Raw genomic sequence first — 21,215 nt, forward strand, 5'->3', positions numbered from 1 at the left:
GATAAGTACGCAAAATTTTTCCTTGTGTACGTTTGCGCTGCCGGATTCGTCGCGTTTTCAATCTGACAATTTCCCCCTGTCGAAATCGACAGGATGGCTGGCGTCCGGGGCCGTGCGGCGGGTCGCCGCAACTCGTTTATGATGGCAGGCACCTCCGCCTCACCCGCTTCCTCGATGATGTCCGACCGGCCCGCCGATTCCCACGCTCCCGCCTCCCCGCCCGCCGACGACTGGCAGGACGACGGCGACTATGCGGCCGGTGCGCCCGAGCACGATTTCGCGGTGCGTCGCATGACGCTGATCGTGCTGCTCGTCGCGGCGATCGTGCTGCCGTGCATCTACGTCGTGGTGATGGCGTACAACGACCTGAAGACGCGCGAGGCCGCCGCGAGCGACGTGACGATGCGCACGGTGCGGGTGGCCGAGGAGCACGCGCTCAAGGTGTTCGACCTGAGCGAGACGCTCGATGCGCGCATCGTCGATCTCGTGCAGGACATGGACGACGCGACCGTGCGCAACCGGGAGTCCGACATCCACGAAGCGCTGAACACGATCGGCGGCGGCTATCCGCAGGTGGCCGCCGTGTCGATCTTCGGCGCGAGCGGAATGTTGCTCGCGAACAGCCTCTACTATCCGGCGCCCTATGCGTCGATCGCGAACCGCGACGACTTCGCCGGCATCCGCGACGGCAAGGTCATCGAACACATCTCGCGGCTGATGATGGGGCCGCTCAAGCTCGAGAACATTCCCGTGTTCAACACGGGCGTCGCGCGGCGCCATAGCGACGGCTCGTTCGCCGGGATGGTGTCGATCGCGCTGAAGTCGTCGTATTTCAACGCGTTCTACCGCGACCTGCTCGGCGGAGTGAGCACGCCGATGACGATGGCGCTCGCGCGCTCGGACGGCGCGGTGATCGCGTCATATCCGCCGCCGCCGGCACTCGCGCACACCGATCGCGCGGTCACGTTCGGCGACGCGCGCAACGATCCGCGCGCCGGCGTCGTGCGCGTGCGCCACGACGGCGCGAGCAGCGAAATCGTCGCGTATCGCCAGGTCGGCAGCTATCCCGTCTATGTGACGTGCGCGTACCGCACGTCGGCGATCTGGCATGAATGGTACGAACACCTGAGCGTGCTGTTCATCTCGATGTTCGCGCCGTCGGTCGCGCTGTGGTCCGTGATCTGGCTGTCGCTCAAGCGGCTGAAGGCGGAAGAGGAGTCGTGGGACCGCTGGCAGGCCGAAGCGTCGATGCGGCGCTCGATCGAATCGGCGTACCGGCAGTCGCGCAAGATGCAGGCGCTCGGCAATCTCGTCGGCAGCGTCGCGCACGACTTCAACAACCTGCTGATGATCATCTCGAGCAACGTGCAGATCGCGCGGCGGCGCGGGGTCCAGCATCTCGACAAGGAACTCGGCGCGATCGAACGCGCGCTGAAGAACGGGCAGTCGCTCACGCGCCAGCTCCTCGGTGTCGCGCGCAAGCAGCCGCTGCACAACGAAACGATCGACGTCGGGCAATGGCTCGGCACGTGCCGCGAACTGCTGAAGACATCGCTCGGTTCGAAATCGTCGCTGGTCGTCGCGATCGAGCCCGGTGTCTGGCCGATCCGCGTCGACGTCGCGGAGCTCGAGCTCGCGGTGATCAATCTCGCGGTCAACGCGCGCGACGCGATGACGACCGGCGGCCGCTTCACGGTCGGCGCGCGCAACGTGACGCTGCGTCGCGAGGACGGTTTTCCGCTGACCGGCGATTTCGTGCAGATCTCGCTCGACGATACGGGTTCGGGCATGGCGCCCGACGTGCTCGCGCGCGCGTTCGAGCCGCTGTTCACGACGAAGGCGCAGGGGATGGGGACGGGGCTCGGCCTGCCGCAGGTGTTCGCGTTCTGCGAACGCTCGGGCGGCCTCGCGACGATCGACAGCGCGGTCGGCGCCGGCACGTCGGTGCGCCTCTACCTGCCGCGCGCACGCGTCGAGGATGTCGTCGCGCGGCCGCCGGCGGTCGTGCACGATACGGGGGCAGGGGCCCTCGCCGGGCTGCACGTGCTGCTCGTCGAGGACAACAGCGAAGTCGCGGCCGGCACCGAAGCGCTGCTGTCGCTGCTCGGGCACCGCGTGACCTACGCGCCCACCGCCGACGACGCGTTGCGCCTGATCGAAGGCGCAGCCGCGAACGACGCGTTCGATCTCGTGATTTCGGATATCCACATGCCGGGCCGCCTGAACGGCATCGACCTCGCCGAAGCGGTCGAACAGCGGCCGGAGAAACTGCCCGTGATACTCGTCACGGGTTACGCGGAGGAGCTCGACCGCACGCGCACCGTCAATGTCCGCGTGCTGTCGAAGCCGTTCGACATCGCGCTGCTCGACGAGATCCTGCTGGGCATCCGTGAAGCGCGCGATGCGCGACACGCGCGGCACACCGGCACGTGACCCGCTGCGTGCGGGCCAGCGCCGGTGCCGGCGGCGTGATCGGGTGGGGCGATCAGGCCGACTTCAGCAAGCGCACCCAGCCCGTGTAGCGATCGACGAAGCCCTGCAGGAACTTGCGGGTGTCTTCGCTGACGATCTGGCCCTGGTCGTCGATGCGTGCCGGATCGTGCTTGATGAACATCTCGGGCTGCCCGAGCGTCTTCACGTCGAGATACGCGAGCACGTTGCGCAGGTGCTGCTGCGCGAGCGCGGTGCCCGTCGCACCCGGCGACGTGCCGAGCACGGCACCCGGCTTGCCCGACCACGAGTTGGAACCCCACGGGCGCGAGCCCCAGTCCAGCGCGTTCTTCAGCACGCCCGGAATCGAGCGGTTGTATTCGGGCGTGAAGAACAGCAGCGCGTCGGCGGCCTCGATCGACTGCTTGAAGCGCTTCGCGACTTCCGGGAAATCCGCGTCGTAGTCCTGGCTGTACAGCGGCAGCTCGCCGATCTCGACGAACTCGAACGAGAAATCGGCGGGGGCGAGCGAGATCACGGCGTGTGCGAGCGCGCGGTTCGACGAAGCGCGACGCAGGCTGCCGACGACCACAGCGATGCGATAGGACATGACATTCTCCTTCCGGTGAGTGAGGAATCGGATCGATTGCTTCCGAACGAGCGACAAAGGTCTGTTTATAGGCAAGCCAGCCCGCGAACCGTCCCACGGGGCCGGCCGGCCGACTTTCCACAAGGTTTTCCACAGAAATTGTGGATAACTCGGCCGTTATGTTCTGACATTACGGATTGCCTACTGCGAGTCGTTGCCGACACGCGACACAGGGTTCGGCAAGCATAGCGCAGCGCGCCGGGCGGTTTCGTGAATTCGTGACGGAACATGCATTGCAGGCCGGCACCGCGCCCAGTAAGCTGCTCGCACTGCGATGCGCCTGCCCCAGGGGCGCATGCGCGATCGCTTCGAGACACTTGCAACCCATCCATGCCGTCCGCCTACGACGATCCCGTTTATCTCGCGCAACTGCGGCGCGACCTGCTGCGCTTCGCGCGGCTCCAGCTCCGTGATGCCGATGCGGCCGAAGACGCCGTGCAGGAAGCGCTCGCCGCCGCGTGGTCGCATGCGGGCGATTTCGCTGGGCTGTCGGCGCACAAGACCTGGGTGTTCGGCATCCTGCGCAACAAGCTGATCGACGTGCTGCGCGTGCGGCAGCGGACCGTGAGCCTGTCCGCGCTCGATGCGGAGCTCGACGGCGAATCGGTGCTCGATCGCGAGTTGTTCAAGGAAAACGGGCACTGGGCCGCGCATGCGAAGCCGCGACCGTGGCCACGTCCCGAAACGCTGTTGCAGCAGCAGCAGTTCTGGACGCTGTTCGAGGCCTGCCTCGATCACCTGCCGGAGCAGATCGGGCGCGTGTTCATGATGCGCGAATTCCTCGACTTCGAAATGACGGACATCTGCAGCGAATTGACGCTGACGACGAATCATTGCAGCGTGCTGCTTTACCGGGCGCGCACGCGCCTGCGAACCTGCTTGAGCGAACAAGGATTGACGACCGAAGATGCTGCCGGGGAAATGTACTGACGTGACGCGACTGCTGTCGGATGCGCTCGACCGGCATCTGACCCTGCATGAGCGCCTGCAGGTGCGCGTCCACCTGCCGACCTGCAGTGGCTGCAGAGCCTACCGCGGGCAGATCGCGCTGCTGCGGACCGCCGCGAAAGCGGCGGCGGGGCGGGGGCCTTCCCCGGATGATGACGGTGCGTCGTCCGGGGAAGGCTAAGCCCGGATCGCTCGACGGCGATCGTCAGGGCCTTGGTGGCGGGCTGCCCGGTGATCGAGCTGGCTTCAATTGCCGATGCTCGTGCCGATGCGCGTGCCGATGCGCGTGCCGATGCGCGTGCCGATGCGCGTGCCGATGCGCGTGCCGATGCGCGTGCTGATGCTCGTGCTGATGCTTGCGCTGGGCTGACGCAATCAAAAAAATACGGCGCACAAGAATTATTCGAACAGCGCCTGCACCGATTCGGGCGGCCGGCCGATGGCGGCCTTGCCGCGGTAAGCGACGATGGGGCGCTGCAGCAGAATCGGATGAGCGGCAATCGCCGCATAGGCTTCCGCATCGGTCAGGTCGGCGCGGGCCAGATTCAGCGCCTTGTACGGCTCCTCACCGTCGCGAAGCATGTCGCGAACCGGGCGGCCAAGCTGCCGATGCAGCGCTTCCAGTTCCTCGACCGTCAGCGGCGTCTTCAGGTACTCGACGACATTCAACGGCGCACCGGTGGTATTCAGCGACTCGACCAACGCAAGCGTCTCGCGCGACTTCGAGCATCGGGGGTTGTGGTAGATCGTGATCATCTTTCAGGCCTGGAGGGTAGAGCCCTGTATTGTAGCCAGTCTGTATTGTGGGCTTGGTGGGGCAGGCGACGAGTAATCGGGAGATCGGGCGCGGATTTCGCTGCTTCGTAGAGGCCGACGGATGACGCGGTGCGATGAATCGCGAAAGGGGAGTGCTGGTCGGGACGCGCTTCGATGAATTGGTAGGTTTATGCGCATAAAGGCGCGCGGGACTCTATCGCGGGATGGTGATTAAAGGTCCGCGCGCCTGGCCAATTGGTGGGGTTCGGGTCTGCAAAGGGTATAGCCGATGGCGCTGCAGGCCGGTTGGTTTATGCGCATAAAGCGGGCGACTGCCGGGGCAAGAGGATCTTGCGATTCGCGGCGCGGTGAATACAGACGCTTCGGCGCTTCGGTGGGATTGCAGCGTCGGTACGCAGCCTCGCAGGTTGGCCGCCCGGCACTGGATTCAGGCGCGGCCGAGAGGGAACCTTCATTACTCGCCGTCTATCGCTCGCGGTTTATGCGCATAAACGTGGCGCCTGGATAGCGCGTTGGGTCAACGCACGCAGGTCAAATGGCATACCTCGATGCGGCATACCCAGCGAGGGTGCGCCACTCACAACCTACGGTCAGAAGCACCTGCCCTCCCGGCGCGATCGCGCGTCAGGCTTTCCGCGGAGAGTTTATGCGCACAAACTCTCCGGCTCTCAGCCGAGACTACCCCATCGAACGATAGGGCAGTGCATGCGACACGCGCGGCAACTCGCGACTCACACCGACGTCATCGCACGCAATGCCACCGAGTCGCTCACCGACTTCTCAGGCATCCGCTACACCATCCGATCGAGTCATCTGCCATCGTCGCTTCGTTTATGCGCATAAACCGATAGCCCAAATGGCCAATGCGTAGTTGTTGAACGACAATTTCATTGAAATCCAAATATCGTCCTGTAGAATTCCAACGACCAAAATAGGAGTGAAAATTGGCCGCGGAAATCATTGCAGTCACTCAACAAAAAGGTGGCGTCGGCAAAAGCACGATTGCCATGCACCTCGGTGCCGCGTTCCATGAAAAAGGGAAGCGCGTCCTCGTCATCGACGCCGACCGTCAAAACACGCTGGTTCACTGGTCGAGCGCATCCGGCGACAGCGACACCGGCATTCCGTTTCCCGTCGTCAATCTGGCCGAAGCCGATGGCCAGATCCATCGCGAGATCAAGAAGTTCATCAACGACTACGACATCATCGTCGTGGACTGCCCGCCGTCGATCACCGAAAAGGTATCGGGCGTGGTCCTGTTGGCTGCATCGATTGCCGTGATCCCGACGTCGTCGTCGCCGGCCGATTACTGGTCGAGCGTCGGGCTGGTCAAACTGATCCAGCAAGCGCAGGTCATGAACGAAGACCTCCGCGCCGTCTTCCTGCTGAACAAGACCGAAGAGAAGCGCATGCTGACCCGCGAGCTCAAGCGTGCGCTCGAGGAACTCGGCTTCCCGTTGCTGAAAACGCAGATCCCGACCCGGGAGGCGTACAAGCAGGCGATGGCGCTCGGTCAGACCGTACTGCAGATGAACGATCGTGGCGGCAAGCTGGCCGCCGCAGAAATTCGCGCATGCGCCGACGAAATCGTCGCCATGCTGCCCTGACTTTATGCGCACAAAGGAGTCACATGAAACCCTCCCAATTTGCCAAAGGATTCCAAGCGCGCCCGGATATCACGACGAGCGAGAAGCGCACGGCGCTCGACCGACTCAATGCGATCGACGGCATCGTCAAGTCCGAGACGCCCACTCAGGCACCGACCAAATCCGCGAAGAAAGACATCGCGCCGTCGCCCGCTCCCGAACTCACGCTCGACCCGTCGATCGATGAATCGGCGCAATATCGCGCGTGGCGTCTCGAGAATCGCTATGCGCCGGGGCAGGTGATCGAGCTGCCGCTGAAGGCGATCAAGCATAGCCCGTTCAATCCGCGGCACTTCTATCTGAAGTCGTCGATTGCCGAACTCGCCGTCAACCTCGCCAAGCAAGGGCAGCAGCAGGCGATCCACGTGATTCCGGACTACGAGAACCCGGGCACGTATTTCGTCAGCGACGGCGGCCGCCGCGTGCGGGCACTGAAGGAAGCGAACAAGGAATCGGTCAAGGCGATCGTGATCGACGTGCCGATCGGCATCCAGAGCTACAAGCTCGGCTACGATCTCAACGTCCAGCGCGACTCACAAACGGTGTTCGACAACGCTGTCGTGTGGCGCCGCTTCCTCGACGACAAGCATTTCCAGAGCCAGAAGGAGCTCTCCGAGCACCTCGGCCTCGACGAATCGACGGTGGCCGTCGCGCTGTCGATCGGCAAGCTGCCGGAAGCGATCATGCAGGAAATGGTCGCACGCCCCGATCGCTTCGGTTCGAACATGGCGTATCAGGTCGGCCGCTATCACAATGCGCGCGGCACCGAGGCGACGCTGCGGTTGATCAACAAGATCGTGTCCGACGATCTCAGCACGCGCCAGGTGTCGGACATCGTCAAGGGCCGCGTCGCGGCGCAGGAAACGCCGAAGGCCGCAGGCCGTCAGCGCTATGCGCAGCGTCTCGAGATCAAGCTCGGCGGCAAGTCGGTCGGCGACCTGAAATCGTATGGTGAAGATCGCATCGAATTGCGCCTGCGCGGTCTCCCGAAGGACAAGCGCGACGCGATCCTCGAGCAGCTCGAGCGGATGCTGTTGTCGGAGTGATGGAAACGGCCGGCAGGGCCTGGTGAGGACGCCGGGCCCGCCAATCGAGGGCGGCGGCCGGCGGCGGCCCGTCAGCGGGCCTGAGCGGGCCTCAGGCGGCCCGCGACTGATTCAGCGTGAACGACAGCAGATCGCCGTCCGTCGGCTCGCCCCAGGTCCTCTGGGCCAGCCAGTCGAAAAAGGCCGTCTCGGCCAGCTTGGAATCGAGGCCGCGCTTGCGCCAGTCATCGCGCAAATGCGTACCCATCGTCGGCAGCGCCTCCGATTCGAACGACTCGCGCGCCACTTCGCGCTCCGCGTCGCCCTGCTCTTCGTACAGCACCTTCGCTTCCTTGCGGCGGAATGCCGCGAACTCGCTCAGCAGGCGTGCCTTCAGATCGTCCGGCTGGGCCGCTGCAATCTTCGGGGACGGCGTGCCGGCAGGCAGCGCGTCGACCGACTCGACCGGCGGCGCATACCCCTTCTTCAGCGCATCCTTGAACAACGCCGGCGCGCTGCGCACCGGCGGCAGCGTGGTGCTGCGCATCCGCTGCTCGGTCATCTGCAGTGCGGCACGAATGCGGTTCTCCTCGCTATCCGCGTAGAGCGTCTGCGCTTCCTTCAACGGGATCCCGAGCTTCACCATCCGGTCGACCAGTGTGCTGTCGAACACGTTCGGGTGTTCATCGAGCGCGAGCATCGGCTGCTTGCGTTCGGTCACGCGGAACTGGATCTCCGCGACCCGGCGCCCTTCACGATGCTCGATCAGCTCGACGAAGATGTTGGTGACCGCGTTGACTTCCGCGATCGCGGGACGCAGATAGTCGCGCTTGAAGTATTTGTACTCGCGCTTCGCCTCGTCGCCGGCTTCCGTGTCGGGCGTGCCCGACAGGATCGGCCGCCACCATTCCCAAGGCTCGCGCATCGTCAGGTGGCTCGGATTCGTCAGGTAGCGCACGCAGATTTCGTACAGCGCGAGACCGGCGCTGCTGCGCAGCTGGCTCTGGAACTGCAGGCTCAGGCGTGCGTACTGGACCGGGTCGAGCAGTTTCTTCTTGATCTTCGGCGCGAACGAGAATTCGACCCACACGCGGCGGGTCGCCGGATCCTCGAGAATTTCCGCGTCGGCAATCAGCGTCGAGATCCCCCACTTGCGGCCCGGCTTCTGGCTCGACGTCCCCGTGCTCCATTCGACCTGCACCGACACCATGCGGCGCAGATGTTCCTTCACCAGCGCGGTGTCGTTCGAATCGAAAGCGGAGTTGGCAACGATGTCCGACAGCAGCGCGCGATACGTATCGCCCGAGTCGTCGGCCTGCTGCGCCACGGCCAGCAGGACATTGAACAGCTTGCGAGTGAGGAGCGTGATCTTGCCGCTCTTCGGCTGAATTGCGATCGCCTCGACGGCCTTCCGCAATTCGGCTGAACTGGCACTCACCACATCCACATCGGTTTTCTTGGCGCGCTTCGTCGTGGCCATACGTCGGGTCGGAGGAGAAGTTTTCCGGAAGGATAGCGCCTGCGGTGAAGTGCGTCCAGAACGACATGCTCACCATAGCGGGTGAAGTGCGCGTGCAAAACGGCACTCACCCCAGACGCTCCCGAAAACCCTCACCGCTCCGGATTTGCAGCGTTCCGGACTCGTCCAGACCTGCCGCGGGATGCGCCGATTCACAGAATTTCCCCTGTGCACGACACGTGCGGAATGAGCTCCCGTATCGGCTCACCTTTCGATTTGTCGCAAATTTACGACTGCGCAGCTGTGCGTTCGGCACAGCGTTGCGATCCCACGTCGGCACGCCTCCCGATCGCGCTCCATCAGCCTGTATGCATGTACAGGCGTGACTTGCCGGGAACTCGGAATCGGATCCGACATCCCGAAAGACGCCCGCGAAACAGGCCCGCGCGACCCGATCAGGCGTGCTTTGCCGGCCCGGGCGCGCATTGTACAGCGCACAAACCGTATCGGGTCCCGAAAATACTCACCTCGAGCACAGTGACTTCGTTCGTCCGGGTATCGGCGAATGCCCGACACGCGGGGGATTCACTACCAAGGCCTCCCGAATATGCTCACCTTAGCCAAAAATCGCTGTGCCACTCCGGGCAGGGAATCGACTCCCGAAAAACCTCACCGTAACCGCCTCGGTATCAAAAATCCCAATGCCTTCCGATACTTATGCACAGAAGGCATTTAGCTGTGCGTCGCCGAGATCCCCCGAAAAACCTCACCTTTCGACGGAAATCCTTCATACGACAACCTCATGTCGGGCCCCGAAAAATCTCACCTGTGCCAAAAAGAGGCACAGCAAAAACGAGGTTTCCTCCAGTCCTGGCGGGCTTTTCAACGAATTCAGCCGTTCACAGCTCCCGAAAAGCCTCACCTTTGCCCATTTCCTGGGCAAATTCCATTCCCGAAAAGTCTCACCTGTGGCCGGCATCACAGCCTGTGATCGGGGCCCCGAAAAACCTCACCTTAAGCGGATACAGGCAGGAAAACCCGGATTTCCCTCCCGAAAAGCCTCACCTTTAGGGCTTCACAGGTCCCCAAGGGCGCTTTTGCTGTGCAAAATGGCGTTCGTTTCCCGGAAATCCTCACACCAAACGCGCGTGGAGTCCCGTGAAACCTCACCTTTCGGAAAAACTGCCTAAAAGATGGGCAGAATCGGGGCGCGAAGAAGGTCCCGCAGATTCTCACCTATGTCTGCACAGGCAGAAAACTGTGCGGTCAGGCACTGAGCGGGTTCCGTGGCTGTGAGGCCCCGAAAAGCCTCACCTTTGGTAAATCTCGTGTTTCACTGTGATCCCGAATCCGCTCACGACCTTTCCCGCAACGGCTCACGCAGCTCCCTGAACCCCATCACGTCAGCTCCCGCAGAAGATCACCTTGGCTCCCGTAAAACTTCACCTTGTCGGCCGGAAAGCCTTGCAGCGTAAGGCTGTGCCGCGGCGTTAACGTTTTTAACTAAGGGTTCAAGGGTGTTTACTTCTAATACTCTCAAGACATCGGCTGACGAGTTTTCCACAGACCCCCCACCCCCTGAACACCGACAGGCAATCGGATCCGCCGTCATGTGAAACAAATGCCGAAATTCGAGGTCTGCAGGAAAATGCTTGCACGACAAGGACTTGGCTGACTTTCTTCGCTTTGTTTCACGGAATCCTGGACTACAGTCGACCGGATTGGCTCACAGACCCGATTTCTGTGCAAAACGACGTAAATTCACAACGGCAAGCCGAAACAAGTATCGATAGATACGTATTTCGTTATGATTGCCACATTTCAATGTCTGTGAGCACAGCGATGACCCTGGACGAAATACGCCAAGCCATTCGGGACGAACTGGAATTGCTGCGTGCGAACGGTGCACGACGGCAGGAACTGTCGCTGCACGCCTGCAAGCGGTTGTTCTTCGATCTCGGCATCAGGCCGTCGGCTGCCAATGTCCGCGATCTCACCCAGACCGGCAGCGCCAGCGATATCCCGAAAGACATCGACCATTTCTGGGAGCGCATCCGTTCCGCCTCCAAAATCAGGCTCGACGGTGCCGCAATTCCCAAAGCCGTCGAGGAAAAGGCGGGTGCGTTGCTCGGCGCACTCTATGAAGAAGCGTTGAAAGCCGCGCGAGACAGTCTCGATGCAGATCGCGACCAGGTTCGCGCCGGCATTGCCGACGCCGAACAGCGGTTGCGAGACGCAACCGTCCGCCAGGAGACGCTCGAAGCCGCGCTCGCGCGTGGCGAAGCGAAAAACGAGCAGTTGCAGGCACGCGTGACCGAACTCGAGGTCCAGCTCGCGTCGCAAACGACGCATGGTTCGGCCAGTGAAGCGACGTTGCTCACCACAGTCGCCCGACTGGAGAAGGAACTGGCGGCGGCCGCCGGCCGCGTCGAAGCCGAGCAGACGCAAAATGCGGCGCTGCGCGACCGCATCGATGCGCTGCAGGCCGAACTGCAGCAGCGCACCGAGCACTACGCGCAGCAAATCAAGGACGCCGTGGCTGAAGCCGAACGCCGTGTGAAGCCGATGCTGGTCGAGCTGGACTCGTTGCGCAGCATGGCGTCGACCTACCAGAGCGGTTTGCGCGACGTTCAACGCAAGGAATTCGATTTCCTGCAGCAACTGAGTTCGGCCAAGGCACGTGCCGACCGGCTTGAAGAACAGTTGCGCAGCCAGGGTGATGAACTGGAACGTGCGACGCGCGATGTGAGTTCGTTGCGCGCGAGCCGCGGCATGAATCCAGAAATCGCCGCACTGATCCGCCGCCTGGCCGATGCCGGGCAACTGGATGCGGAGGCGTTTGCCGCGATTGGCACCTCGCTGGATCAGGAAGTTCCGGTGCCGGCTCATTGTCCGCATTGCGACGGTGAGCCGGAGCTGTCACACGGCGAAGAAGGTTTCGAAGTGGCCTGCCCCGAGTGCGAGCATGCTTCGGGCGCATGGCCGTCCCGATTCGAAGCGGTCGCGCGATTCGCGCATACGTGACGCCCGCACAGGCCGTGCGGCACCGGTGAGACGATCCGGGGAGCTTGAGGTGAGGTTTTTCGGGAGCTGTGAAACGGTGAGGCTACGCCACACAAGGCTGCTCACGGATCGTTTCGCGTGAGCAGCCCATTCGTGATCAGTGAGTTTCGTCGCTGTCGGACGTGTCACCGTTGCTGTCGGCGAGACCGTCACGCCAGTTCTTCCATGCACGATGCAGGCGGTTCGACGAGATCGGCCGCATGAAGCCCAGCCATTTACCGACCCGTTCGGGCGGCACGTCGTGTTCGAACAGTTCAGCCGCATAGGTATTGCGCAGCGTTTGCGGGCTCGCGCGCGCGGTGCGCGACGACGTGAGCCCGGCGGATTCGACGATCGCGTCGATCGCGCGCAGCATCGTCGCCTTGTGCATCGGCCGCCCGGCATGGGATGCCGGGAACACGAGCTCCCCCGGAATGTCCTGGCGCTTGCGCTCGGTGAGCCAGGCTTCCAGCAACGCGATCGCGAACGATGCCAGGTGGGTTTCGCGTGCGAAATCCGGATGCGTCGACTCGATCCGCAGTGACGTTCCACTTGTATTGATGCAACTAATCGTAAGCGCACGCGCTTCGCCGGTTTTGATGCCGGCACCGAGAAAGGCGGCAACGAGTGCGCGGTCGCGCCGCTCTTTCCAGTATGCGGAACCGGATACGCCGATCGGCGAGAACAGGTACGCGAGCAACGTCGCGCGCTCGGCCGGCGTGAGGAAACCGGTCGGTTCGTTGTCGCGCGCCTTGCGCCAGTTCGCTTCGCCATCCTGAGCAATGAACCGGGCCGGGTTGGTCGACGCGTATTCGGTGCGCCGGATGTGGTCGAGCACGCGCTCGATCAGTCGCAAATAGCGCATTCGCTGGGTTTTCCGGATCGGCAGTTCGCCGACGAAATTCGCGATGGTTGCGGTATCGACCGTTGCCAGATTCTTCTGGTGCGCGCGCATCCACGTGAGAAACGCGCCCCATTGCGCACGATAGACGTCGGCTGACGAACGGCGATAGTCCTGCATCGCGAGCCACGCATCGAATGCGGTTTCTGGCGAGACGATCCAGTCGGATGCGCCGCGGTCGAACAGATCTGTTTCTTCCGGGCGCGCCGGGGTGTCGGGAGAGGCGGGAAGAGACATGTGATTTATTCCGTTAGTTGCGTATATGGTAGCCCTTTCCGCAACGTCTCGGGCAGCAAGAGGCTGGACAAGGCCGCCATACGCGCGGCTCGGGTTGGGAATCAGTCGCCCCACGCCTTGGCCGGGCGATGAACGCGCGCGTGCGGCGCCGTGTCGTTCGACGCGGTTGACGCTGCTTCATAGGCGAGAACCGCGAACGAAAAGACGGCGGGCAGCGCATTCGAGCGCCCGAAGTCGATCGGATCGTCCGTTTCGGGAAACGTCATGTCCAACTGTCGCTCGAACAATTGACGCATGCCGGCTTCATGCCGGCTGGCAAAGCCGAGATCGGCAAGCGCCTCGGCCTCGATGGCGTGCAGCAACCGCCACGTCAGCGGGACGCGCTGGTGGATGTAGCGCCCGGCGATATGCCGGACGATCAGCTCGAGGTCGTGCGCGGCAGCCTTGAAGCTGAGCGCGGCCAAATCTTGTTCTTCTGTCATTGCAGGCTCCTGTCGACCGGGCTGGCGCCTCGGTGCGCCGGCTCCGGCCCATGCATGGCGGAATGTCCGTATACTGTACAAACATACAGTGCTTTCCGCAACTGGCCTGCAACAGATCCTTTGGCCGTTTGGCCGGCTATTCGCGCCGTCAGCGATGGATCACGATCAGCAATGCCCGCGCTTCGGTCTTGCCGGGATTGCGGATGGCGTGCGGCTCATCGGCAGGGTAGCGCGCGGTGTCGCCCACCTTCAGTCGCCGGCTGGCTGCCGCGGCCTCGATTTCCATCGCGCCCTGCAGCACGGTGAGGTGCTCGCGCGTGCCGGGTTCGTGGGCGTTCGATACCAGTGCGCCGCCGCCCGGCAGCGTCAGCTCGTACCACTCGAACTTGCCGGCGAGGTCGATCGGGCCCCACACGCGCAACTGGTAGCGGCCGTCATGGCCGGCGAGCGTCGGAATGTCGTGCGGGCCGTCTACACGGATCGTCTCGGCTGCCTTCGGCTGCGAGAACAGCTCGTCGAGCGTGATGCCGAGCGCGTTCGTCAGCCGCCACGCCACGGCGATCGTCGGGTTGGCCTTGTCGCGTTCGATCTCGGAGAGCATCGATTTCGATACGCCGGCCGCGCGCGACAGGTCGTCGAGCGTCAGCTTGCGTTCGTTGCGCAGCCGCTGGATCTGCTCGCCGACACGCGGTGGCGTTGCGGCCGGCTGTTGCGGTGCGGCGCTGGCGGGCGTGCGCCGCGAACCGGAGGAACTTGCCATTTGGATTCCGTTCGCTTAGAGTTGTTCGATATTTCGAATTTCAGTTCGGAATATCGGATAAATGCGGTCAACCGAACGACCGACTATAACAGTAGCAGGCCGTTGCGCCGCCGCCACGAGTGGCGCGTTGCGGAATGCGAAACCCTGTCAGGAGCTTTGCGATGCGTGATGCCTTTCTCGCCCAGGTGCGCGGGACGCTGGACCAGATCCGCGCGGACGGTTTTTACAAGACCGAGCGCGAGATCGCGAGTCCGCAGGCGGCGGACGTGCGGCTCGCCGGAGGTGCCGGCGTGCTCAATTTCTGCGCGAACAACTATCTGGGTCTGGCGAACGATTCGCGCCTGATCGACGCGGCGAAGGCCGGCCTCGACCAGGACGGCTTCGGCATGGCATCGGTACGCTTCATCTGCGGCACGCAAACCGTGCACAAGCAACTGGAAAGCGCGCTGGCCGCGTTTCTCGGCACCGAGGACAGCATCCTCTATTCGAGCTGCTTCGACGCGAACGGCGGGCTGTTCGAGACGCTGCTCGACGAGAACGACGCGGTGATCAGCGACGAGCTGAACCACGCGAGCATCATCGACGGCGTCCGCCTCTGCAAGGCGAAGCGTTTCCGCTACAAGAACAACGACCTGGCCGACCTCGAGGCGAAGCTCAAGGAAGCCGACGCGGCGGGCGCGCGCCACAAGCTGATCGCGACCGACGGCGTGTTCTCGATGGACGGCATCATCGCCGATCTCAAAGGCATCTGCGATCTCGCCGATCGCTACGGCGCGATCGTGATGGTCGACGATTCGCACGCGGTCGGCTTCATCGGCACGCATGGCCGCGGCACGCCCGAGCACTGCGGCGTCGAAGGCCGCGTCGACATCATCACGGGCACGCTCGGCAAGGCGCTCGGCGGTGCATCGGGCGGCTATGTCGCCGCGCGTCGCGAGGTCATCGAGTTGCTGCGCCAGCGTTCGCGCCCGTACCTGTTCTCGAACACGCTCACGCCGAGCATCGCCGCGGCATCGCTGAAGGTGCTGGAGCTGCTCGGCAGCGACGAAGGCGCGAGGCTGCGCGAGCGCGTGCGCGAAAACGGCGCGCGGTTCCGCCAGCAGATGACCGAAGCCGGCTTCACGCTCGTGCCCGGCGCGCATCCGATCATCCCGGTGATGCTCGGCGACGCGCAGCTCGCGACGAACATGGCCGACAAGCTGCTCGACGAAGGTGTCTACGTGATCGGCTTCTCGTTCCCCGTCGTGCCGCGCGGCCGCGCGCGCATCCGCACGCAGATGAGCGCCGCGCATACGCCCGAGCAGATCGACCGGACGGTCGCCGCGTTCGTGCGCGTCGGCAAGTCGCTCGGCATCATCTGACGGAGGCGCGATCATGAAAGCACTGGCAAAGCTCGAGCGCGGCCCCGGCCTCACGCTCACGCGCGTGAAGCGCCCCGAAGTCGGCCACAACGACGTGCTGATCAAGATCCGCCGCACGGCGATCTGCGGCACCGACATCCATATCTGGAAGTGGGACGACTGGGCGCAGAAGACGATTCCCGTGCCGATGCACGTCGGTCACGAATATGTCGGCGAGATCGTCGAGATGGGGCAGGAAGTGCGCGGCTTCGCGATCGGCGATCGCGTGTCCGGCGAAGGCCACATCACGTGCGGTTTCTGCCGCAACTGTCGCGCGGGGCGCCGGCATCTGTGCCGCAACACGGTCGGCGTCGGCGTGAACCGCGAAGGCGCGTTCGCCGAGTATCTGGCGATTCCCGCGTTCAACGCATTCAAGATTCCGCCGGAGATTTCCGACGATCTCGCATCGATCTTCGATCCGTTCGGCAACGCGACGCACACGGCGCTGTCGTTCAACCTCGTCGGCGAAGACGTGCTGATCACCGGCGCGGGCCCGATCGGCATCATGGCCGTCGCGATCGCGAAGCACGTCGGCGCGCGCAACGTCGTCATCACCGACATCAACGACTACCGGCTGGAACTCGCGCGCAAGATGGGCGCGACGCGTGCGGTCAACGTCGCGCGCGAGTCGCTGCGCGACGTGATGTCCGACCTGCACATGACCGAAGGCTTCGACGTCGGCCTCGAAATGTCGGGCGTGCCGAGCGCGTTCACGAGCATGCTCGAGGCGATGAACCACGGCGGCAAGGTCGCGCTGCTCGGCATTCCGCCGGCGCAGACGGCGATCGACTGGAACCAGGTGATCTTCAAGGGGCTCGAGATCAAGGGCATCTACGGTCGCGAGATGTTCGAGACCTGGTACAAGATGGTCGCGATGCTGCAGAGCGGCCTCGACCTGTCGCCGATCATCACGCATCGCTTCGCGGCCGACGATTACGAGAAAGGCTTCGCCGCGATGTTGTCGGGTGAAAGCGGGAAGGTGATTCTCGACTGGACGGCCTGAGTGCCGAGAAGGGGCAGTGCGGCGTGTTTGCCGCCTGCCCCGTTTCTGTTTTACGTCTGCGTGTTCGAGTCGAAGCACGCGAATCCGCGCTCAAGGTGAGATTATTCGGGAGCTGTGTTTGCTCGCCGAATCGCGACACGATCGCACATCGGTGACCTGCAATCGAACGTTTACTTCACCTGTCGTTAGCTGCCTCGCTTCCCGTCATCACGCCGTTCGGCACCTGGTCCCCCTCTTCCCACGCACTTCCCTCCCTGCTTGCCGCAGGATCGTTCGCTACGCACGCCATGCGATGCCATGCCGAACCGCACCATCAACCGTGAGCCTTCACGCGTCGTTGCGACTCACTCATGCATGAAGCAATCGACATCGATGGATATCGACCGGTGCGCAGGCCGCTACTTGATCCGTTCACCATTCGCCCCTCGCGGGTCGAGCTGAAGACTCAGCATGACGAGCCAGCGTTGCGGGCATTGCGGCGCGATGTCGGCCGGATCGCCGTGCGCGCCGGGAACGGTGACGAATCCGTGTTGCGCCGCGTATTGATAGGCGCGCAACGCGTCCGCCTGCAGCCAGAAGCTGACGAGCGCGCACGTGACGAAGCGGAACAGCAGCACCGTCGCGGCATCCGGCGCGAAGCCGGCCATCACCAGCAGGCTTTCGAACGCGAATGCGAGCGCTTGGGCGACCGCGATCGTGAGAATTGTCAGCTTCAACACACCGCGCAGCCGCCGCGCCGCGCGCACCCGTGCCTGCCGGACGTCGAGCCCGGTGTGATCGTCGCCGCCCTCGCGCTTCGGCATGTCGTGTTTCATGACGCTGCCCCGACGTGCCGCGTGACGTCGAACTGCGCCGTATCGCCGGCAACGATGCGGCCGCTCTTGGCGCCGACGGATTTGCACAGGATCGTGCTGTCGTAGTTGTGTCCCGGAAAGCGCATCACGTCGACCGGTTGAAATCCTTCGCGTCGATAGAAATCGATGAGCCGGACTGCTGCATACGGCGCGTCGAGTGCGAGGTGCGTCGCGCCGCGCGCGGCGGCCCGCCGTTGCGCGAATGCGAGCAGCGAACGGCCGATGCCGCGATCCTGCCAGACGGGATCGACGGCCAGTTGGCCGAGTGTCGCGACGTGCCGGCTGCGGTACGGATCGCAGCGGGAATCGGGATCGTGCGAACGCATCGTCATCGTCGCGACCAGGTGCGCGTTGCCGAGCGCGACGAAGCACTCGCTGGTGAGCACGCGTTCGCGCGTCGCCGAGGCCGGCTGATCGACGCCCGGGCAGTTGAAGCCCAGTGCGCCAAGTGCTGCGAACGCGCGATGCAGCAGCGCGGTCAACGCGTCGTACGAATCGCTGCGCGGGTCGAAGCGCCGCACGACGACGCGGCCGTCGAGCCGCTTCGCATAAGCCGCATAGGCGCGCGCGGGGCGCGCGGATTCCGGTCGCTGCATGATGTCCTTTTGCCCAGACAGGGTGACCGAAGTGTAGTGAGCGTCGCGCGTTCGCTTCAAGAAAAAATGTCGTAAACGCGGTGGGCCACGTCACGCGGCCAGGCCGCGATTCAGCCCTCTCGCCGACAGGGCTTTTTCATGAGGGTGTTGATGAAGGAGAACGATCGTTCTACCGTAAACCCATGAACACACCTCACGACTCCTCCGCCGAACCGGGTGTTCGCGACCGGCTGCTCGATGCAGCCGAAGCGCTGATCTATTCGGGCGGCATCCATGCCACCGGCGTCGATGCGATCGTCAAGCGATCCGGCGCGGCCCGAAAGAGCTTTTATTCGCATTTCGAATCGAAGGAGGCGCTGGTCGTGGCCGCGCTCGAACGTCGCGACGAGCGCTGGATGCGCTGGTTCGTCGATGCCACGCTGGCGCGCGGCAAGGCGCCGCGCGTGCAGTTGCTCGGCATGTTCGATGTGCTGCGCGACTGGTTCGGGCAGCCCGACTTTCACGGCTGCGCGTTCCTGAACGCATCGGGCGAGATTCCCGACGCGGATGACCCCGTGCGCGTCGTCGCACGCGAGCACAAGGCACGCCTGCTGGCATTCGTACGCGAGCGGTTCGATGCGTATGCCGACGAAACCGGCATCGAGCGACGCGGGCTCGCGCGTCTGGCGCGCCAATGGCTCGTGCTGATCGACGGTGCCATCGGCGTGGCACTCGTAACCGGCGACGCAAACGCTGCGCGCGACGCGCGCGCAACGGCCGAACTGCTGCTCGACACGGTGTCCCGCTAGTCGAAGCAGCGAATCCGAACCGGCCGCGGGCGTCCGTGGCCAGAACCTGAACAGGAGCCATCCATGTCCGCATCCCCCGAAGTCCGTCCGCCCGTTCCGCCCTTCACGCTCGAAACGGCGCGCCAGAAGGTGCGCGCCGCCGAGGACGGATGGAACACGCGCGACCCGCAACGCGTGTCGCTCGCCTATACGCCGCAAAGCCGATGGCGCAACCGTGCGGAATTCGTGACCGGCCGCGACGAGATCGTCGGGCTGCTGCAGCGCAAGTGGACGCGCGAGCTCGACTACCGGTTGATCAAGGAGCTGTGGGCGTTCGACGGCAATCGCATCGCAGTGCGCTTTGCATACGAATGGCATGACGACGCCGGCAACTGGTTCCGTTCGTACGGCAACGAAAACTGGGAGTTCGACGAGAACGGCCTGATGGCGCATCGTCACGCGAGCATCAACGACCTGCCGATTCGCGAGCAGGATCGTCTCTATCACTGGCCGCTCGGCCGTCGTCCGGACGATCATCCGGGGCTGTCCGACCTCGGGCTGTGACGCGCGCGTCGACTCGGCGGATCGACGAACGCCTCACCGGGATACAACGGTGAGGAAATTCGGGAGTCGGTGCGCTGAGGGTGAGATTTTTCGGGAGGAGGTGAAATGCCGCGTCGGACTGTGTGCAGTGAGCCGTTCGACGCGGCATCGCATCGGATAAAGCGGACGTGCCGCACATGTTGGCATCTCGTGATGCCCGTGTTTGCACGCAACGGTGTGCATCACGGCGTGAGGCATCTCACCGATCGCACAGCACCGGCAGTGGATTGACGATCGGTGTGCACGCGCGCAATGTGCAACTCACCGATCGGGTCGACGTCGATGACGGATAGCGAGAGCCGGGCGCGTTGCGGGGCGGTGTTGCTCACCACTCGACTTCACCGTGCAGGCGACGGTACGCGCACAAGTGCGCAAATGCGTTGCGTGTTGCTCACCGCACTTCGCTCACAGCTCGCCGAGTCGTGCAGTCGCTACCCGGCGCGTGCGAACGCGCCGGGCATGATCGTCAGCCGGCAATCCGCGCAGCGATCGCCTCACCCACTTCCTGCGTCCCAGCGTTGCCCCCGAGATCGCGCGTGCGCGGCCCCGTGCGCAGCACGTCCTCGATCGCGGCGACGATCGCGTCGTGCGCTTCGCGCTCGGGGCCGGCGCCGTTGCCGAGGAAGTCGAGCATCAACGCTGCCGACCAGATCATCGCGACCGGGTTCGCGATGGACTGCCCCGCGATGTCGGGCGCGGAGCCGTGCACGGGTTCGAACAGCGACGGAAACTTGCGGTCGGGGTTCAGGTTCGCCGACGGCGCGATGCCGATCGTGCCCGTACAGGCCGGCCCGAGATCCGACAGGATGTCGCCGAACAGGTTCGACGCGACGACGACGTCGAAGCGGTCCGGCTGCAGCACGAAGCGCGCGCACAGGATGTCGATATGCTGCTTGTCGACGGCGATGTCGGGATAGCGTTCGGCCATCTCGGCCGTGCGCGCGTCCCACCACGGCATGCTGATCGCGATGCCGTTGCTCTTCGTCGCGACGGTGAGGCGCTTCGCGCGCCGCTGGGCGAGGTCGAACGCGAATTTCAGCACGCGCTCGGTGCCGTGACGCGTGAAGATCGACTGCTGCATCACGATCTCGCGTTCGGTGCCTTCGAACATCGTGCCGCCGACCGACGAATATTCGCCCTCGGTGTTCTCGCGCACGATCATGAAGTCGATGTCGCCCGCGCGGCGGCCGGCGAGCGGCGACGGCACGCCGTCGAACAGGCGTGCGGGCCGCAGGTTGATGTACTGGTCGAACTCGCGGCGGAATTTCAGCAGCGAGCCCCACAGCGAAATGTGATCGGGCACCGTCGCCGGCCAGCCGACCGCGCCGAACAGGATCGCGTCCATGCCCGACAGTTGCGCCTTCCAGTCGTCCGGCATCATCGTGCCGTGCTGCGCGTAGTAGTCACAGCTCGCCCAGTCGATCTGGACGAAGTCGAAGCGGACGCCGAAGCGCGCGGTCACGGCGTCGAGTGCCCGCAGGCCCTCGGGCATCACTTCGCGGCCGATTCCGTCGCCGGGAATGACGGCAATCTTGTAAGTCCTGTCGGTCATGCAAATCTCCTTGGCTGGGCGGCCGGCTGCCTCGGGCGGTAGCGGCGCGTTACATCATTCTATTTATTTCCATTCAGATTAAAA

The 21,215-nt window shown here is 63.9% G+C and carries 19 protein-coding genes; 10 read left to right on the forward strand and 9 right to left on the reverse strand.

The annotated features are described in order from the left end of the window. The first annotated feature begins 174 nt into the window (after positions 1–174). Positions 175–2,433, forward strand: a complete 2,259-nt coding sequence (locus G3N96_RS00095) for a hybrid sensor histidine kinase/response regulator (protein WP_124585814.1) — start codon at positions 175–177, stop codon at positions 2,431–2,433. 52 nt (positions 2,434–2,485) lie between these two features. On the opposite strand, the gene G3N96_RS00100 is transcribed toward G3N96_RS00095, so the two are convergent. Beyond that, complete coding sequence (locus tag G3N96_RS00100) at positions 2,486–3,040, reverse strand: NAD(P)H-dependent oxidoreductase (protein ID WP_039344642.1); 555 nt, start codon at positions 3,038–3,040, stop codon at positions 2,486–2,488. 369 nt (positions 3,041–3,409) lie between these two features. On the opposite strand from G3N96_RS00100, the gene G3N96_RS00105 reads away from it, so the two are divergent. Together G3N96_RS00105 and G3N96_RS00110 are read left to right on the forward strand one after the other, a co-directional pair. After that, positions 3,410–4,009, forward strand: a complete 600-nt coding sequence (locus G3N96_RS00105) for an RNA polymerase factor sigma-70 (protein ID WP_206135795.1) — start codon at positions 3,410–3,412, stop codon at positions 4,007–4,009. Continuing rightward, positions 3,987–4,208 (forward strand): zf-HC2 domain-containing protein, encoded by a 222-nt coding sequence (locus tag G3N96_RS00110; protein ID WP_206135796.1) that lies wholly within the window; start codon positions 3,987–3,989, stop codon positions 4,206–4,208. The genes G3N96_RS00105 and G3N96_RS00110 overlap by 23 nt, the downstream gene beginning before the upstream one ends. Before the next feature lie 218 nt (positions 4,209–4,426). Here G3N96_RS00110 and arsC read toward each other — a convergent pair whose 3' ends face one another. Beyond that, positions 4,427–4,783: an arsenate reductase (glutaredoxin) gene (gene arsC, locus G3N96_RS00115; protein WP_206135797.1), complete on the reverse strand. Its 357-nt coding sequence runs from the start codon at positions 4,781–4,783 to the stop codon at positions 4,427–4,429. A gap of 965 nt (positions 4,784–5,748) precedes the next feature. Here arsC and parA point away from each other — a divergent pair. Continuing rightward, positions 5,749–6,411, forward strand: a complete 663-nt coding sequence (gene parA / locus G3N96_RS00120) for a ParA family partition ATPase (protein ID WP_011353621.1) — start codon at positions 5,749–5,751, stop codon at positions 6,409–6,411. A gap of 23 nt (positions 6,412–6,434) precedes the next feature. Next, positions 6,435–7,496: a ParB/RepB/Spo0J family partition protein gene (locus G3N96_RS00125; protein ID WP_124585824.1), complete on the forward strand. Its 1,062-nt coding sequence runs from the start codon at positions 6,435–6,437 to the stop codon at positions 7,494–7,496. A 91-nt stretch (positions 7,497–7,587) separates the two neighbouring features. On the opposite strand, the gene G3N96_RS00130 is transcribed toward G3N96_RS00125, so the two are convergent. Beyond that, the gene (locus G3N96_RS00130; RefSeq protein ID WP_011353619.1) at positions 7,588–8,955 is read right to left on the reverse strand and encodes a replication initiation protein; all 1,368 of its coding nucleotides are present in this window, start codon (positions 8,953–8,955) and stop codon (positions 7,588–7,590) included. A 1,821-nt stretch (positions 8,956–10,776) separates the two neighbouring features. Here G3N96_RS00130 and G3N96_RS00135 point away from each other — a divergent pair. Continuing rightward, a complete protein-coding gene (locus G3N96_RS00135) occupies positions 10,777–11,958 on the forward strand; it encodes a DNA-binding protein (protein ID WP_206135798.1) in 1,182 nt (393 codons plus the stop codon). A 136-nt stretch (positions 11,959–12,094) separates the two neighbouring features. On the opposite strand, the gene G3N96_RS00140 is transcribed toward G3N96_RS00135, so the two are convergent. The 3 genes from G3N96_RS00140 to G3N96_RS00150 form a co-directional block, all read right to left on the reverse strand. Next, the gene (locus G3N96_RS00140; protein ID WP_206135799.1) at positions 12,095–13,114 is read right to left on the reverse strand and encodes a tyrosine-type recombinase/integrase; all 1,020 of its coding nucleotides are present in this window, start codon (positions 13,112–13,114) and stop codon (positions 12,095–12,097) included. Positions 13,115–13,215: 101 nt separating this feature from the next. Further along, complete coding sequence (locus G3N96_RS00145; RefSeq protein ID WP_206135800.1) at positions 13,216–13,596, reverse strand: DUF2471 family protein; 381 nt, start codon at positions 13,594–13,596, stop codon at positions 13,216–13,218. 148 nt (positions 13,597–13,744) lie between these two features. After that, positions 13,745–14,356, reverse strand: a complete 612-nt coding sequence (locus G3N96_RS00150) for an XRE family transcriptional regulator (protein ID WP_206135801.1) — start codon at positions 14,354–14,356, stop codon at positions 13,745–13,747. A 161-nt stretch (positions 14,357–14,517) separates the two neighbouring features. Between G3N96_RS00150 and G3N96_RS00155 the strand changes: the two genes are divergently transcribed. Both G3N96_RS00155 and tdh read left to right on the forward strand, forming a co-directional pair. Further along, positions 14,518–15,717 carry a glycine C-acetyltransferase gene (locus tag G3N96_RS00155; protein ID WP_206135802.1) on the forward strand — a complete coding sequence of 400 codons (1,200 nt, stop codon included), beginning with the start codon at positions 14,518–14,520 and terminating at the stop codon, positions 15,715–15,717. 13 nt (positions 15,718–15,730) lie between these two features. Then, positions 15,731–16,759: an L-threonine 3-dehydrogenase gene (gene tdh / locus G3N96_RS00160; protein WP_011356765.1), complete on the forward strand. Its 1,029-nt coding sequence runs from the start codon at positions 15,731–15,733 to the stop codon at positions 16,757–16,759. Positions 16,760–17,157: 398 nt separating this feature from the next. On the opposite strand, the gene G3N96_RS00165 is transcribed toward tdh, so the two are convergent. Continuing rightward, positions 17,158–17,574 carry a hypothetical protein gene (locus tag G3N96_RS00165; RefSeq protein ID WP_206135803.1) on the reverse strand — a complete coding sequence of 139 codons (417 nt, stop codon included), beginning with the start codon at positions 17,572–17,574 and terminating at the stop codon, positions 17,158–17,160. Next, positions 17,571–18,209 (reverse strand): GNAT family N-acetyltransferase, encoded by a 639-nt coding sequence (locus G3N96_RS00170; RefSeq protein ID WP_206135804.1) that lies wholly within the window; start codon positions 18,207–18,209, stop codon positions 17,571–17,573. The genes G3N96_RS00165 and G3N96_RS00170 overlap by 4 nt, the downstream gene beginning before the upstream one ends. A gap of 182 nt (positions 18,210–18,391) precedes the next feature. On the opposite strand from G3N96_RS00170, the gene G3N96_RS00175 reads away from it, so the two are divergent. Both G3N96_RS00175 and G3N96_RS00180 read left to right on the forward strand, forming a co-directional pair. Beyond that, entirely contained in the window at positions 18,392–18,997 is a 606-nt protein-coding gene (locus G3N96_RS00175; protein WP_124585840.1) for a TetR/AcrR family transcriptional regulator, read from the forward strand. Positions 18,998–19,060: 63 nt separating this feature from the next. Then, positions 19,061–19,540, forward strand: coding sequence for a nuclear transport factor 2 family protein (locus G3N96_RS00180; RefSeq protein ID WP_069250362.1), 480 nt, complete (start codon positions 19,061–19,063; stop codon positions 19,538–19,540). A gap of 505 nt (positions 19,541–20,045) precedes the next feature. Here the strand turns inward: G3N96_RS00180 and G3N96_RS00185 are convergent. Then, positions 20,046–21,131 carry a tartrate dehydrogenase gene (locus G3N96_RS00185; RefSeq protein ID WP_206135805.1) on the reverse strand — a complete coding sequence of 362 codons (1,086 nt, stop codon included), beginning with the start codon at positions 21,129–21,131 and terminating at the stop codon, positions 20,046–20,048. Positions 21,132–21,215 lie beyond the last annotated feature (84 nt).

Origin of the sequence: Burkholderia sp. Se-20373 (genome assembly GCF_017104705.1) — a bacterium.
GTDB lineage: Bacteria > Pseudomonadota > Gammaproteobacteria > Burkholderiales > Burkholderiaceae > Burkholderia.